Source organism: Mycobacterium haemophilum DSM 44634 (genome assembly GCF_000340435.2).
Classification (GTDB): domain Bacteria; phylum Actinomycetota; class Actinomycetes; order Mycobacteriales; family Mycobacteriaceae; genus Mycobacterium; species Mycobacterium haemophilum.
Map to the genome: position 1 here is coordinate 1329556 of NZ_CP011883.2, position 15267 is coordinate 1344822.

14 protein-coding genes are annotated in these 15267 nt (G+C 61.6%); 9 read left to right on the top strand and 5 right to left on the bottom strand.

The features are described 5' to 3' along the window. Positions 1 to 46: 46 nt before the first annotated feature. Positions 47 to 508, bottom strand: a complete 462-nt coding sequence (locus tag B586_RS06370) for a PE family protein (RefSeq protein WP_168162513.1) — start codon at positions 506 to 508, stop codon at positions 47 to 49. Positions 509 to 1334: 826 nt separating this feature from the next. Then, on the bottom strand, positions 1335 to 2813 hold the full coding sequence (locus tag B586_RS06380) for a cytochrome P450 (protein WP_054880391.1): 1479 nt from the start codon (positions 2811 to 2813) through the stop codon (positions 1335 to 1337). A 127-nt stretch (positions 2814 to 2940) separates the two neighbouring features. Between B586_RS06380 and B586_RS06385 the strand changes: the two genes are divergently transcribed. Next, on the top strand, positions 2941 to 3588 hold the full coding sequence (locus tag B586_RS06385; protein ID WP_054881033.1) for a TetR/AcrR family transcriptional regulator: 648 nt from the start codon (positions 2941 to 2943) through the stop codon (positions 3586 to 3588). Positions 3589 to 3591: 3 nt separating this feature from the next. Continuing rightward, positions 3592 to 4449, top strand: a complete 858-nt coding sequence (locus B586_RS06390) for an SDR family oxidoreductase (RefSeq protein ID WP_054880390.1) — start codon at positions 3592 to 3594, stop codon at positions 4447 to 4449. Here B586_RS06390 and B586_RS06395 read toward each other — a convergent pair. Further along, the gene (locus tag B586_RS06395) at positions 4446 to 5495 is read right to left on the bottom strand and encodes a DNA polymerase IV (protein ID WP_211141616.1); all 1050 of its coding nucleotides are present in this window, start codon (positions 5493 to 5495) and stop codon (positions 4446 to 4448) included. The genes B586_RS06390 and B586_RS06395 overlap by 4 nt on opposite strands. Further along, complete coding sequence (locus tag B586_RS06400; protein ID WP_054880389.1) at positions 5483 to 6097, bottom strand: TetR/AcrR family transcriptional regulator; 615 nt, start codon at positions 6095 to 6097, stop codon at positions 5483 to 5485. The genes B586_RS06395 and B586_RS06400 overlap by 13 nt, the downstream gene beginning before the upstream one ends. Positions 6098 to 6187: 90 nt before the next feature. Here B586_RS06400 and B586_RS06405 point away from each other — a divergent pair, with 90 nt between their 5' ends. Next, positions 6188 to 6742, top strand: a complete 555-nt coding sequence (locus B586_RS06405; protein WP_156406725.1) for an NAD(P)H-dependent oxidoreductase — start codon at positions 6188 to 6190, stop codon at positions 6740 to 6742. A gap of 106 nt (positions 6743 to 6848) precedes the next feature. Here B586_RS06405 and B586_RS06410 read toward each other — a convergent pair whose 3' ends face one another. After that, on the bottom strand, positions 6849 to 8048 hold the full coding sequence (locus B586_RS06410; protein ID WP_054880758.1) for an IS110 family RNA-guided transposase: 1200 nt from the start codon (positions 8046 to 8048) through the stop codon (positions 6849 to 6851). 649 nt (positions 8049 to 8697) lie between these two features. Here B586_RS06410 and B586_RS06415 point away from each other — a divergent pair. From B586_RS06415 to nrdF, 6 genes are all read left to right on the top strand, one after another. Next, positions 8698 to 8937, top strand: coding sequence for a redoxin NrdH (locus tag B586_RS06415; RefSeq protein WP_047313098.1), 240 nt, complete (start codon positions 8698 to 8700; stop codon positions 8935 to 8937). Between the two features lie 27 nt (positions 8938 to 8964). Next, positions 8965 to 9423: a class Ib ribonucleoside-diphosphate reductase assembly flavoprotein NrdI gene (gene nrdI, locus B586_RS06420; protein ID WP_054880388.1), complete on the top strand. Its 459-nt coding sequence runs from the start codon at positions 8965 to 8967 to the stop codon at positions 9421 to 9423. Next, positions 9393 to 11558: a class 1b ribonucleoside-diphosphate reductase subunit alpha gene (gene nrdE / locus B586_RS06425; RefSeq protein WP_047313096.1), complete on the top strand. Its 2166-nt coding sequence runs from the start codon at positions 9393 to 9395 to the stop codon at positions 11556 to 11558. Before nrdI ends, nrdE begins: the two co-directional genes overlap by 31 nt. Positions 11559 to 11681: 123 nt before the next feature. After that, entirely contained in the window at positions 11682 to 12422 is a 741-nt protein-coding gene (locus B586_RS06430) for a TetR/AcrR family transcriptional regulator (protein ID WP_047313095.1), read from the top strand. A 143-nt stretch (positions 12423 to 12565) separates the two neighbouring features. Further along, positions 12566 to 14143, top strand: a complete 1578-nt coding sequence (locus B586_RS06435; RefSeq protein ID WP_054880387.1) for a flavin-containing monooxygenase — start codon at positions 12566 to 12568, stop codon at positions 14141 to 14143. A 133-nt stretch (positions 14144 to 14276) separates the two neighbouring features. Continuing rightward, positions 14277 to 15251, top strand: coding sequence for a class 1b ribonucleoside-diphosphate reductase subunit beta (gene nrdF, locus B586_RS06440; RefSeq protein ID WP_156406726.1), 975 nt, complete (start codon positions 14277 to 14279; stop codon positions 15249 to 15251). Positions 15252 to 15267 lie beyond the last annotated feature (16 nt).

Consider the following 15267-nt stretch of genomic DNA (forward strand, 5'->3'; position numbering starts at 1 on the left):
GATCGGTATGCGCCTGGCGCGGCAGCCTGCGAGTATTAAACGGGCATCAAAGAATAAGAAAATTCTCCGAGATCATGTCAATAATTTTGTCAGTATCCGTATAGGCAGATGCGGCATCCTTTAGGCTCCAGGAGAGCTGTTTGCCGATGTCTGCACCTCGATCGGTATGTACCTGATACAGAACCCCGCGAGCGTTAAAAAATCTCGCCAACAGAGCGGAGGCGCTGTCCTTCCCCGGCGCGGGAATCTTGGTCATCACCGGGGCCTTCTTGGCGTTTGCTATCGAAATTTGGTGACTTATCTCCCCCATCTTGGCGCTTACCTCAGTCATGCTGTCCGGACTTGCCTGTACCTCATCCTCGCCTGCCAATAACAACGCCTTCAACTGTGATAGCGCCTGATCGAAGTTTGCTGATGACTGGTCACAGTCTTTTTGATAGGACGACGGATGAACGTTTTCATCTTCTACTTCCGTTATTTCTATTATGTTTTGATTTGGATGAGTCACTAGCGCTTCCTTCGACCGCATAGTCATGTGAACGTGTACCAGACTTGACATGTGTCAACTACGGTAGCATCTCAGTGCCTATTACCGCAAAATTAATGGCTACGCCGCCGGGGTATGCGGCTTAGCCATGAGTATGAGACCACCCGTTTGCCATCGATGGGACCATCTTGGCGTGTTCCCCGTGATTGAGACCGGGTGATCTGTACCCGTGTTGTAGGTCCACCGTTGTGAGAGTTGAGGGCAGAGTGATCAGCAGGAGGTCACATGCCACGTATGTATCCGGCCACGGTGCGTCGGCAAGTAGTCCAGCGGCTGCGGTCGGGTAAGACTGGCGAGGAAATCGCCGCACAGCTGGTGTGTCGGCGGTAACGCTTGTACAACTGGCGTCGTGCCTACGGCGGGATGGACACTGACGCCGCCAGAGAGCTGAGGGAGTGCGCGAGCAGAACTCCCGTTTGAAGCGGTTGCTGGCCGAGGCCGAACTGGAGAAGAATGCGCTGCGGGAGGTGGCGAAGGGAAAATTCTGAGCCCAGCTGCCAAACGCCAAACGTTTCGACATGCTCAAGGACACGTTGAGCATGTCGAAACGTTTGGCGTGCAAGCCCGTTGGGCTCGCCCGCTCCACCTACCGTCGGCTACCGATGGCAGACCCCGGCCGATCCAGACGTCGAAATGAGGGCCTGGCTGCGCACCTATGCCACTAAACACCCATGCCATGGGTATCCGGGCGTGCCTGGGCGGCTCTGCGCTATGACGAGCGCCGCGAGGTCAGCAAAAAGAAGATCGGGAGATTGGCGCCTGCTCGGGGTGTGGTTCGCGGTGCGGGTCAGAGCGGACGCAGCATAATCGGCATCCCGTCCACCGGTATCGGCATACCGCCGTTGTCCCATCGCGGCTGGTAGTCGGGCCGGATCAGCTCGAGTCGGTAGCGGCGAAGCAGTCGGTGCACAACGGTTTTGACCTCTAGCTGTCCGAATACCATGCCAATGCACTTGTGCGCGCCGCCCCCGAACGGTGCGAAGGCGTACCGGTGTTTCTTGTGCTCGGACCGCGGTTCGGCGAAGCGTTCCGGGTCGAATTTATTTGGCTCTGTCCATAATTCGGGCAGTCGGTGGTTCAATCCAGGCCATATCGTGATGTTGGTTCCGGCCGGCACGTGGTAGCCCAGCAGCTCGGTGTCGCGAACGGCCTGGCGCATGTTGAACGGCAGCGGGGTGACCATGCGAAGAGATTCGTTCATCACCAAATCGAGAGTTTCCAGCTTCTCTAGCGCATCGATGTCCAACGGTGCATCGCCGAGCTGAGCCGATTCCTCGCGTGCCCGCTGCTGCCAGTCTGGATGCGCGGCCAGGTTGTAGACCATCGTTGTGGTCGTTGATGTCGAGGTGTCGTGGGCGGCCATCATCAGGAAGATCATGTGGTTGATGATGTCTTCATCAGTGAAGCTGTTACCGTCGTCGTCCTCGGTGTGGCACAGCACCGTCAACATGTCGGTGCCACGAGCGTGACGGCGCTCGATGACGCGGTCGGTGAAGTAGTCCTCGAGCACCTTGCGGGCACGCAGCCCACGCCACCATTTAAACGGCGGGACCCGGTGGCGGACGATCGCGCCGCCGGCGCGTGTTGTCGTGGTAAAGGCCTGATTCACCTTAGTGACTAGGTCACTGTCAGTACCGGGTTCATGGCCCATGAACACCGTTGACGCGACGTCGAGGGTGAGCTCCTTCATCGCGGGATGGAACAGGAACCGTGCGTCGTTGGTTGGCCAGTTGGCAATGATGGCCGACGCCACCCGGTCAATGTGTTCGACGTAGCCGGCCAAGCGGGTCCGGGTGAAGGCCTCCTGCATGATGCGCCGGTGGTGCAGGTGCTCTTCGAAATCCAGCAGCATAAGGCCCCGCTTGAAGAACGGGCCGATCACCGTGTGCCAACCCTTCTGCGAAAAGTCCTTGTTCTTATTGGCGAATACGGCCTGGGTGGCGTCGGGCCCCAACGCGGCAATCGACGGCAAGATCGGCGAGGCGAGATAAATCAGCGGACCGTGTGTTTGATACAGGAACAGCGCGTAGTCCGCGCCTCCCCGGAACATTTCGATGATGTGACCGAGAACGGGAACGCCCGAATCGCCGACGATGGGTTTGAGGCTGCTACCGTCGGGTGGTTCGGCCAGTACCTTTGTCTTCCAGTCGTGGGCGAGCAGGCGCCTTTCGACCGCTCCCATACCGGGGATGGTGTTAAGCGTTGGGGTGCATCGGCGCCGGGCCTGGTCCAGCACATAACGCGACGTGCTGACGGTGGCGCCCATGAACGCTCCTTTGCCTGCCTGGACAGATGATGACAATGTTACCGATTATGATCCTTCGGACAGGATTGACGGCTGCCAAGTTTCTTTTTTGAGTGGCATGGTGCAAGGGTCAGGAGGCGAGCACAAGGTGAGTAGCCCAGCCGCCAACCAGGAGCAGGGCGTACCAGCCGTGCGACGGCGTGGTGACAGGCACCGACAAGCGATCCTGCGGGCAGTGCGTGAGCTCCTGGAGGAGAAACCGTTCGCGGAGCTGTCGGTTAGCGCCATTAGCCACCGCGCCGGGGTGACCCGATCCGGCTTCTACTTCTATTTCGACTCCAAGTACGCCGTGCTCGCCCAGATTCTGGCCGAGGTAGTCGAAGAACTCGAAGAGCTCACCCAGTATTTCGCCCCCCGTCAGCCGGGCGAGTCACCCGAGCAGTTCGTCAAGCGAATGGTGGGCAGTGCCGCCGTTGTCTACGCACGTAACGACCCGGTGATGACGGCCTGCAATGTCGCCCGCCACAACGATATTGAGATCCAGGATATTTTCGAACGGCAATTCGAGGTGGTGCTCGGCCAGCTCGTCGCCGTCGTCGAGGCCGAGATGAAAGCAGGGACCGCGCATCCGATCTGTGCAGACATCCCGACATTGATCCGTACCCTGGTGGGTACCACCGCGTTGATGCTGGTCGGTGACTCTATGCTGGTCGGTCGCGACAGTGACATGGAGCGCCGCATGCGGGTGCACGAGCAGATGTGGCTCAACGCTATATGGGGTGGCGGCCAAAGGTAAACCATGGCGCAGCCGGCACGGTATTTCGCGGGGAAGCGGTGCTTTGTTACCGGTGCGGCTAGCGGTATCGGCCGAGCCACCGCGTTGCGGCTCGCCGCTCATGGTGCCGAGCTGTATCTGACCGACCGCCACCGTGACGGTTTGGCCCAAACCGTGTCCGACGCACGGGCGCTCGGTGCACAGGTACCTGAGCATCGCGCCCTGGACGTTTCCGACTACGACGAGGTGGCGGCGTTCGGCGCTGACATCCACGCGAGGCACCCCAGCATGGACGTCGTGATGAACATCGCCGGCGTGTCGGCCTGGGGGACCGTTGACCGGCTCACCCACGACCAGTGGAGCAACGTGGTCGCGATCAACCTGATGGGCCCGATCCACGTCATTGAGACGTTCGTGCCGCCGATGTTGGCCGCCGGCCGGGGTGGACATTTGGTCAATGTCTCCTCGGCGGCCGGGCTGGTCGCGCTGCCCTGGCATGCGGCCTACAGTGCCAGCAAGTACGGACTGCGCGGACTGTCTGAGGTGCTGCGCTTCGACCTGGCCTCCCACCGCATCGGGGTGTCGGTCGTGGTGCCCGGTGCGGTGCGGACACCGCTAGTCGACACTGTCGAAATTGCCGGGGTCGACCGCCAAGACCCGAGGGTCAGTCGGTGGGTTGACCGCTTCGGTGATCATGCGGTGTCAGCGGAAAGGGCGGCCGAGAAGATCTTGGTCGGGGTCGCAAAGAACCGGTACCTGATCTACACCTCGCACGACATTCGGGTGCTGTATGGGTTCAAGCGGCTGGCGTGGTGGCCGTACAGCGTGGCGATGCGGCACGCTAACGTGGTTTTCACGCGGGCGCTTCGGCCGGGAGGCTAGCGGGGCATCTCGAGTTCGAGCCGCACCCCGAGTAATCGGATCGGGCGGTCCAGCTCGAACAAATCCAGGACGCGCAGTGCCGCGGCGGTGATGACGTCGGGATCGGTGGTGGGCGCGTCCAGCTTGCGGATCTTGACGCGGGTGTAAAACGTTGCGGTGCGCACGGTGACCGCCACTCGAGTCACGATTCGCGATGCAGCTACCACATCGGTCAGCGCTCGCTGCGCCAACTCCGTTACCGCCAAATCCATTTCGGCTCGGTCAGTGAGGTCACGTGGAAACGTGACGACGTGGCTGCGGGACCGCGGAACCCATGGCTGTGCGCTGACTGCGGTGTCGCCGCCGCCCTTGGCGAGCAGCAGCAGCCATAAGCCGGTTCGCGGACCGAAGGTGGAAGTCAGCAGCTCGCCATCGCTGTGTGCAAGCTGCCACACCGTTGCTATCCCAAGGGCTTCAAGCCTTTTCGCGGTCTTGGGTCCCACACCCCACAGCGCGTCGACCGGTCGGTCGGCCATCAGGGTCATCCAGTTCGCGTCGGTGAGGGTAAAGATCCCGGCCGGTTTCGCGAAGCCGGTGGCGATCTTGGCGCGCTGCTTGTTGTCGCTGATGCCGACCGAGCAGGACAGCCCGGTTTCCGACAAGATGACGGCGCGGATGTGCTCGGCGACTTCGGTGGGGTGGGTAGCATCCGCTGCGGTCAACCCGACATACGCCTCGTCCCAGCCCCAGACCTCGACCGGGTGTCCCAGGTCGCGCAACAACCCCATCACGTGGTCGGAGGCGTCGTCATAGGCGGCCGGATCGGACGCTAAAAATGTGGCGTCGGGGCAGCGCCGGGCGGCCGTCCGTAGCGGCATGCCCGCGTGCACGCCGAATTCGCGGGCCTCATATGAGGCGCAGGTGACGACCTTGCGCGGTTCGGTCGGATCGCCGGCGCCGCCGACGATGACCGGCAGCCCGGCTAGTTCGGGGTGGCGGCGAAGCTCGACCGACGCCAAAAACTGGTCGAGGTCGACATGCAGGATCCAGTTGGTCACCGGCCGCACAGCTTGCGCGCCAGACTCTCCCACGCCTGGCCCAACGTCTCCAGGGTGTGACCGCCATAGTTGAGTTGATGTTCGACGTAGTCGGCGTCGAGCAGCGCCAGCAGGGCGTCGGTCTGGACATCGAGGTCGCCGGTGGTCTGTGCTGACTGCAAGAGCACCCGCACATGGGTGCGCTGTACCGCGGCCGCCCCAACGTGGCGGGTCAGCGGGTCACGGTTGGCGGCGGACAGCAGCGCGTGGTGGGTATGGACGAAGCCGATCCGCTCCCGCCCGAACGCGACCAGTCGATCCATCGGAGGCGCATCGGGGCCCAGCGGTGGCGGCCCGCATAGGAACGCCTGCTGGCTGGCGCGCTCATCCTCGTCGAGCAGCACCATCATCAGGCCGGCTCGGCTGCCGAACCGGCGAAATAGCGTGCCTTTGCCGACGCCGGCGGCCGCCGCGACGTCGTCCATGGTGACGGCATCCGCACCGCGTGTGGCGACCAGGCGGCGGGCCGCTTCCAACAACAGCGCGCGATTACGCGCCGCGTCACCGCGCTCTGGTGGAGGCTCTGCTGGAGCGAACAGCGGCAACTCGCCCAACCGCTCGACACCGGTCACTCCTGTACTGTAACGCGGTTGGAATAAAACGGACCACAGTCCGGTTGTGGCGTGCAAGGATGTAGACCAGCCAACGAAGGGAACGGAACGGTGCCGGAGAACTCCAACATCAACGTCTTGGTGTTAGTAGGAAGCCTGCGCGTGGCGTCGATCAACCGCCAGATGGCCGAGTTGGCCGTGCAGGTTGCCCCGGACGGCGTCACCGTCACGGTGTTTGAGGGGCTGGGGGAGCTGCCGTTCTATAACGAGGACATCGACACACCGGCGCGGGTGCCGGCTTCGGTGACGGCGTTGCGGGACGCCGTAGCTGACGCGGATGCCGTCCTGGTGGTCACCCCGGAATACAACGGCAGCATCCCCGCGATGATCAAGAATGCGGTCGACTGGCTGTCACGACCATTCGGCGATGGCGCGGTGAAGAACAAGCCGCTGGTGGTCATCGGTGGTTCGTTGGGCCAATACGGCGGTGTGTGGGCGCACGACGAGGCGCGCAAGTCGTTCGGCATTGCCGGCGCGAACGTGATCGACGGAATCAGATTGTCTGTGCCGTTTCAGTCCTTGGCGGGCAAGGCTCCCGCGGACAGCCGCGAGATTTCCGGACATTTGCGTGACATCGTCGGCAAGCTTGCTGCCGAGGTGAGTTGAACACATTCGGTGAGCAGCAGAGCCGCCAGTTGCCGCTGGCGGCTCTGCCGGCGGTAAGGGGACGCGCCGGTGACACCAGCCTTGATGCTCCTATTCGTGTTATGGGTCAAGCGGCGGTGAGCCATTGGCGATAATTGGCGGCGAGGGTGTCGTTGCGTTGGAGTCCGCGTTCGAGTCGGGAGATGTCGTTAGGCCAGACGCCGAAGTGCTCGGCCACGGTGCTGAGAGTGATGTTTTTGGCTTGGCGAGCTGGGCGTAGATCGCTGTAGTCGTCGATGACGCAGGGGCGGGTGAGTAGTCGGAAGACCTCGCGGGCGATGGCGCGTTTGAGGAGGCGCAGGATTTCGGCCTTGCGGCGATTGTTGGTGGTTTGGCGGGCGACGTAGTCGCGGGTGCGCGGGTCATTGGACATTCGCACCAAGGCGATGCGGTACAACGCGTTGTTTGCTGAGCGATCGCCGCCCCGCGAGAGTCGATGGCGGGTCGTCTTGCCCGAGGAGGCCGGAACGGGGGCAACACCGCATAGCGCGGCAAAGGCGGCTTCGCTGCGTAGCCGATATGGGTTGAGGCCGGCGGTGATTAGTAGCGCGGCGGCGGTGTCGGGTCCAATGCCGTGGGCGACGCGCAGCCCGGGGTTGATGCTCTGTACCAGGGTGTCGATCTGGTCGGTGAGTTCACGCTCTTGGCGATGCAGGAACTGCGCGCGAAGGGCCAGCGTCTTGACTGCGCTAAGGACGGCCATGGTGGTCGGGTCACCATGGGCAACAAGCCGGCAACGAGCTAGGGCTTTGACCAGACCGGCTGTGTTGCAACGGCGGTAGCGTTCACGCAGCTCGGCGGGTGCGGTGATCAATAAAGATTGAATTTGGTTGGTCGCTGCGGTGCGGGCTTTGACTGCGCCGCGACGAGCGGTCAACAGAGCGCTCAGCGCCGTGGTGCGTTCGTCTTTCGGGGCGGCAAGGCCGTCCCCGGACAACGCGTTACGGGCCGCGGCATAGGCGTCGAGCGGGTCGGACTTGCCGCGCCGGCGCCGGGTGGCGCGGTCGGGGCGGTTAACTTCGACGACCTCGATGCCGGCGTCCTGCAGCGCCCGGGTCAATCCCGCACCATAGCTGGAAGTGCCTTCCACCCCGGCGATCAGTACTGTCCCGAAGCTCTGCGCCCACGTGAGCGCCTCGCAATAGCCCGTCGGGTTCGTCGGGAACTCCGCATCTGCCAAGGGTTTGCCGGTATCGCTCAACGTGGCGAGGTGAACGGTATCGAGATGCGTGTCGGCGCCAATGACGACCAACTGCGATGCTGTCACGATGGTGATGTTCCCTTCTGCCGGTGTGATCACCGGCGGTTGCGGTGACACCCGGTAGGGCGGGCAGACAAGACATTGATGAGGGAACTACCAGGCTCCTGATTAGGTCATGTCCGCCCTGCCGGGCCTCATGGTGCGACCCGCCCGCCGCCGGTGAGACAGATCAAGAAAAAGACAACCCGGCAGGGCGTCAGTCAGTGCCAGGGTCACCACCGGAAGCGGACGGGCCAGCTAATCATCAACCGTTGCGGTTGAACACCATCAATGTCGGTGCCCGGTGATATACCGATGCGGATAGGCACCTGCGACGGCTGTCAGGCGACGGTTGTGAGCTCCGACACGCCGGATGGTTCGCAGGGCATGGCTTACGACCAGGGAATTCCATAAATGTTGTTCAGAACATCTTGTACCTCTTCTCCTTGTCACCCACTAGGTGTAGTGTTTCGAGGCGCCGGCAGATCCCAAGTTCACTTCGCCGACCAGGCGGGTGATCGTTCCGGAATCGGTATCGCCAGGTCAGGTGACGTGGCGGCCGCACGACGGGAATCTTGGGGGCTTGGCGGACCGCTGAACACAGCACACACGTTGTACCTGAATAGTTGCCAGTCCATGTAAGCTTCCCAACTTCCGCAAAGGAGCGGTATTTCTGATGAGCATCACCGTGTACACCAAGCCCGCGTGTGTGCAGTGCAGTGCCACCTACAAGGCGCTGGATAAGCAGGGCATCGCCTACCAGACGGTCGACATCAGCCTCGATTCCGAGGCGCGTGACTACGTGATGGCGCTGGGCTACTTGCAGGCACCGGTCGTGGTGACCGGAAACGACCACTGGTCGGGCTTCCGGCCCGACCGCATTAAGGCGCTCGCCGGGGCCGTACTGACCGCATAGTGGCGACCTGTAGGTAAGGAGGTTGCGGTGCAGGCGCGCAACCTGGTCTATTTCTCTTCGGTGTCGGAGAACACCCATCGCTTCGTGCAGAAGCTGGGTGTTCCCGCCACGCGGATACCGCTGCATGGTCGTATCGAGGTCGACGAGCCCTATGTGCTGGTGTTGCCCACGTACGGCGGTGGCCGGGCCGCCCCGGATCTTCGAGCAGGCGGCTATGTCCCCAAACAGGTCGTCGCCTTTTTGAACAACGAGCACAATCGAGCACTGCTGTGCGGGGTGATCGCGGCCGGCAACACCAACTTCGGTGCAGAGTTCTGCTACGCCGGCGATGTCGTTGCCCGCAAATGCGGCGTTCCGTACCTCTACCGCTTCGAACTGATGGGTACCGAGGACGACGTCGCCGCCGTCCGAGCGGGCTTAGCCAATTTCTGGGCTGACTTCTGGAAGGAACAGACGTGTCACCAACCGTCACTGCAGAGCCGGTAACCGCCGGCACCCACGTGTTGTCCGACGAAACGGACTACCACGCGCTCAACGCGATGCTGAATCTGTACGACGCGGACGACAAGATCCAGTTCGACAAGGACGTACTCGCGGCGCGCCAATTCTTCCTGCAGCATGTCAACCAGAACACGGTCTTCTTCCATAATCAGGACGAGAAGCTCGACTATCTGATTCGCGAGAACTACTACGAGCGTGAGGTGCTCGACCAGTATTCGCGTAACTTCGTCAAGTCGCTGCTGGATCGTGCCTACGCCAAGAAGTTTCGGTTCCCAACGTTTCTTGGCGCGTTCAAGTACTACACCTCCTACACGCTGAAGACGTTCGACGGGAAGCGGTATCTAGAACGCTTCGAAGACCGGGTCTGCATGGTCGCACTCACGTTGGCGGCCGGCGACACCGAATTGGCCGAGAAGCTCGTCGACGAGATCATCGACGGCCGGTTCCAGCCGGCTACCCCGACTTTTTTGAACTCGGGCAAGAAGCAACGCGGCGAACCGGTTTCGTGTTTCCTCCTGCGCATCGAGGACAACATGGAGTCGATAGGGCGATCGATCAACTCCGCGCTACAGCTGTCCAAGCGCGGCGGCGGAGTTGCGTTGCTGCTGAGCAACATTCGCGAGCACGGTGCACCGATCAAGAACATCGAAAACCAGTCTTCCGGCGTCATTCCGATCATGAAGTTGCTCGAAGATTCGTTCTCGTATGCCAATCAGTTGGGCGCACGCCAAGGCGCCGGTGCGGTGTACCTGCACGCCCATCACCCGGACATCTACCGCTTCCTGGACACCAAGCGGGAGAACGCCGACGAGAAGATCCGGATCAAGACGCTGAGCCTGGGAGTGGTAATTCCCGACATCACCTTCGAGCTGGCCAAGCGCAACGAGGACATGTACTTGTTCTCGCCGTACGACGTCGAACGGGTTTACGGTGTGCCGTTCGCCGACATCTCGGTGACCGAGAAGTACTACGAGATGCTCGATGACGCGCGGATCCGCAAGACCAAGATTAAGGCGCGGGAGTTCTTCCAGACGCTGGCCGAGCTGCAGTTCGAGTCCGGTTACCCCTACGTCATGTTCGAGGACACGGTGAACCGGGCCAACCCCATCGAGGGCAAGATCACCCACTCGAACCTGTGCTCGGAGATCCTGCAGGTGTCCACACCGTCGTTGTTCAACGACGACTTGTCGTATGCCAAAGTGGGCAAGGACATTTCCTGCAACCTGGGATCGCTGAACATCGCCAAGACGATGGATTCACCGGACTTCGCGCAGACGATCGAGGTGGCGATTCGCGCGCTGACCGCGGTGAGCGACCAGACGCACATCGCCTCGGTGCCCTCAATCGAGCAGGGCAACAATGACTCCCACGCGATCGGGCTGGGGCAGATGAACCTGCACGGCTACTTGGCTCGTGAAGGCATCTTCTATGGTTCCGAAGAGGGAGTCGATTTCACCAACATTTACTTCTATACGGTGTTGTTTCACGCGCTGCGGGCCTCGAACTGCATCGCGATCGAACGAGGTACCCACTTCAAGGGTTTCGAGCGGTCCAAGTACGCGTCGGGGGAGTTCTTCGACAAATACATCGAGCAGACGTGGGAGCCGAAAACCGACAAGGTGCGTCAGCTGTTCGCTGAGGCAGATATCCGCATCCCGACCCGCGACGATTGGCAGCGGCTGAAGGAGTCGGTGGCCGCGCACGGCATCTACAACCAGAACCTGCAGGCGGTGCCGCCGACCGGATCGATCTCCTACATCAACCATTCGACGTCGTCGATCCACCCGATCGTGTCGAAGGTCGAGATCCGTAAGGAAGGCAAAATCGGCCGGGTCTACTACCCGGCGCCCTACATGACCAACGACAACCTGGAGTACTACCAAGATGCGTACGAGATCGGGTACCAGAAGATCATCGACACCTACGCGGCGGCCACCCAGCACGTCGACCAAGGGCTCTCGCTGACGTTGTTCTTCAAAGACACCGCCACCACCCGCGACGTGAACAAGGCGCAGATCTATGCGTGGCGCAAGGGAATCAAGACGCTGTACTACATTCGGCTGCGGCAGATGGCGCTGGAAGGCACCGAGGTCGAGGGCTGCGTGTCCTGCATGCTGTAGTTCCGCGCGAGTGTGGATCCTGCGACGGCTCTACGGTGTGTCGCGTCGCCAGATTCACGCTCGCGAGCCCTTGAGTGGTCAGTCTGTGCAGGTCAGCATGTGCGACACGGTAAGGTACCTGACGTGGGGAGAATTAGCCGACCCCATCCCAGCGCGAAGCCCGGGGTAAAGGTCGATGCGCGCAGCGAACGCTGGCGCGAACACCGTAAGAAGGTGCGCGGCGAAATCGTCGATGCCGCTTTCCGTGCTCTCGACCGGCTGGGGCCCGAGGTCAGTGTGCGAGAAATCGCCGAAGAAGCCGGCACCGCCAAGCCCAAGATCTACCGGCATTTCACCGACAAGTCCGACCTGTTCGAGGCCATCGGCATCCGTCTGCGCGACATGCTGTGGGCGGCGATCTTCCCGGCTATCGACTTAGCCACCGACTCAGCTCGCGAAGTCATCCGGCGCAGCGTCGACGAATATGTCAGCCTCGTCGACAAGCATCCCAACGTGTTGCGGGTCTTCATCCAGGGCCGGTTCTCGGCGCAGTCCGAGGCGACAGTGCGGACCCTCAACGAAGGTCGCGAGATCACCCTGACCATGGCCGAGATGTTCAACAACGAGCTGCGGGAAATGGAGCTGAACCGCGCGGCTAGCGAACTTGCCGCGTTCGCCGCCTTCGGATCGGCCGCGTCGGCCACCGAGTGGTGGTTGGGTCCCGAACCCGATAGCCCGCGGCGGATGCCGCGTGAGCAGTTCGTCGCGCATCTGACGACCATCATGATGGCCGTCATCGTTGGAACCGCCGAGACGCTTGGCATCTCGATGAATCCGGACCGGCCGATCCACGACGCGGTACCACTCAACCGCTCCGCGAGCTGAGCATTGGCGGCGTTGACATCGCCACGGTGATCGATAACACTCGTTCTATTCGATACCCTGGGTACCGGGTATTTTGCGACAGCTAGGTGCCTAGGCCAAAGATCGCACGTCGCGCACTGGCCCCCATAGGAAGACCGATCAACATGACGAATGCCGGGACGCAACCGGACGCCCACGCTGAGCTGGGGCCCGAAGGCCACCAGCCGGTGCACACCCGTGCTCTCATCATTGGGACCGGGTTCTCTGGTCTGGGGATGGCGATCGCGCTGCAACGGCAAGGCATCGACTTCGTGATCCTGGAGAAGGCCGACGACATCGGCGGCACGTGGCGGGACAACAGCTACCCCGGCTGCGCCTGCGACATCCCGTCTCACCTGTACTCCTTCTCATTTGAGCCCAAGCCGGACTGGATGCACCTGTTTTCCTACCAACCCGAGATCTGGGATTACCTCAAGGGAGTCACCGAGAAATACGGGCTGCGCCGCTACATCGTTTTCAACTCCCTGGTCGATCGCGGCCACTGGGACGAGGACGAGTACCGGTGGCATGTGTTCACCTCCGATGGGCGAGAATACGTCGCTCAGTTCCTGATCTCGGGTGCTGGCGCGCTGCACATCCCGTCGATCCCTGACATCGAAGGCCGTGACGAATTCTGCGGCCCTGCTTTCCATTCCGCGCACTGGGATCACGGCGTGGATTTGACGGGAAAGCGGGTGGCGATGATCGGGACTGGCGCCAGCGCGATCCAGATTGTGCCGGAGATCGTCCGCCAGGTTGCCGAACTCCAGCTCTACCAACGCACCCCGCCCTGGGTGGTGCCGCGCATTAACGTTGAACTGCCGTTGCGGTTGCGGCGCGCTCTGACGAATGTCCCGGGGCTGCGGGCCTTGCTGCGCGCCGGTATTTACTGGGCGCATGAGGCGTTGGCATATGGCATGACGAAACGGCCGAACACGCTGAAGATCATCGAAGCCCTCGCCAAATGGAACATCCGCCACTCGGTGAAAGACCGCGAGCTGCGTCGCAAACTGGTTCCGCACTACCGCATCGGTTGCAAGCGAATCCTGAACTCTTCCAGTTATTACCGGGCCGTTGCGAACCCGAAGACCGAATTGGTCACCGAGGCCATCAGCCGAATCACGCGCGACGGGATCGTCACTGTCGACGGCACCGGCCGTGAGGTCTTCCGAGAAGTGGACGTGATCGTCTACGGCACCGGCTTTCATGTCACCGACTCCTACACTTACGTCCAGATCAAAGGACGCCACGGCGAGGATCTAGTAGATCGCTGGAACCGTGAGGGCATTGCCGCTCACCGCGGGATCGCCGTCGCTGATATGCCCAATTTGTTCTTCCTGCTGGGACCCAATACCGGCCTGGGGCACAACTCCGTGGTGTTCATGATCGAATCCCAAATCCGCTATGTCGTCGACGCGATCTCGACGTGCGACCGGTTGGGCGCGCAGGCACTGGCTCCGACGCGTGCCGCGCAGGACCGTTTCAACGACGAGCTGCAACGCAACCTGGCTCACTCGGTGTGGAACAGCGGCGGCTGCCGCAGCTGGTATCTCGACGAGCATGGCAAGAACACTGTGCTCTGGGGCGGCTACACCTGGCAGTACTGGCGGGGGACCCGCTCGGTCAAGCCCACGGAGTACCAATTCTTTGGAGTGGGGATGGGCTCATCTGCGCAGCATGCGCCGCTTACGGTGGCGAATTAGGCGGCTGCGCTGGGCGACACGCAAACACTACTTCTTGTGTTGCAGTGGCATGTCGGGCCCCAGGGGTAGTGTTTGAGGTCTAAGTACCGCAGGCAGACTGTCAGCCCAATAGGGCGCGTGAAGTGGGGTTCTGGTGACCGAGAAGATGAAGCTGATTGACCGCGTTTCGGCGATCAATTGGAACCGGCTGCAAGACGACAAGGACGCTGAGGTCTGGGACCGGCTGACCGGAAATTTCTGGCTGCCCGAGAAGGTGCCAGTGTCCAACGACCTCCCGTCGTGGGGAACGCTGACCGCCAGCGAAAAGCAGCTGACCATGCGGGTGTTCACCGGTCTGACGCTGCTCGACACGATCCAAGGCACGGTCGGAGCGGTCAGCCTGATTCCTGATGCGCTGACGCCGCATGAGGAAGCCGTCCTCACCAACATCGCGTTCATGGAGTCGGTGCACGCCAAGAGCTACAGCTCGATCTTTTCCACGCTGTGCTCGTCAGCGGAGATCGACGAAGCGTTCCGCTGGTCGGAAGAGAACATCAACCTGCAGCGCAAAGCCGAGATCGTGATGCAGTACTACCGAGGCGACGAACCGCTCAAGCGCAAGGTGGCCTCCACCCTGCTGGAAAGCTTCCTGTTTTACTCCGGGTTCTATCTGCCGATGTACTGGTCGAGTCGGGCCAAGCTGACCAATACCGCGGACATGATTCGGCTGATCATCCGCGACGAGGCAGTGCACGGTTACTACATTGGCTACAAATTCCAGCGTGGCTTGGCGCTGGTCGACGACGCCAGGCGGGCAGAACTCAAGGAGTACACCTACGAACTGCTCTTTGAGCTCTACGACAACGAGGTGGAATACACCCAGGATCTTTACGACGGAGTCGGGTTGACCGAAGACGTCAAGAAGTTCTTGCGTTACAACGCCAACAAGGCGTTGATGAACCTCGGCTATGAGGCGCTGTTTCCGCGGGACGAGACCGACGTGAACCCGGCGATCCTGTCGGCGTTGTCACCCAACGCCGACGAGAACCACGACTTCTTCTCCGGCTCGGGGTCGTCGTATGTGATCGGTAAGGCCGTCGTCACCGAGGACGAGGACTGGGACTTCTGAAGGTCGCTGGTCAGCG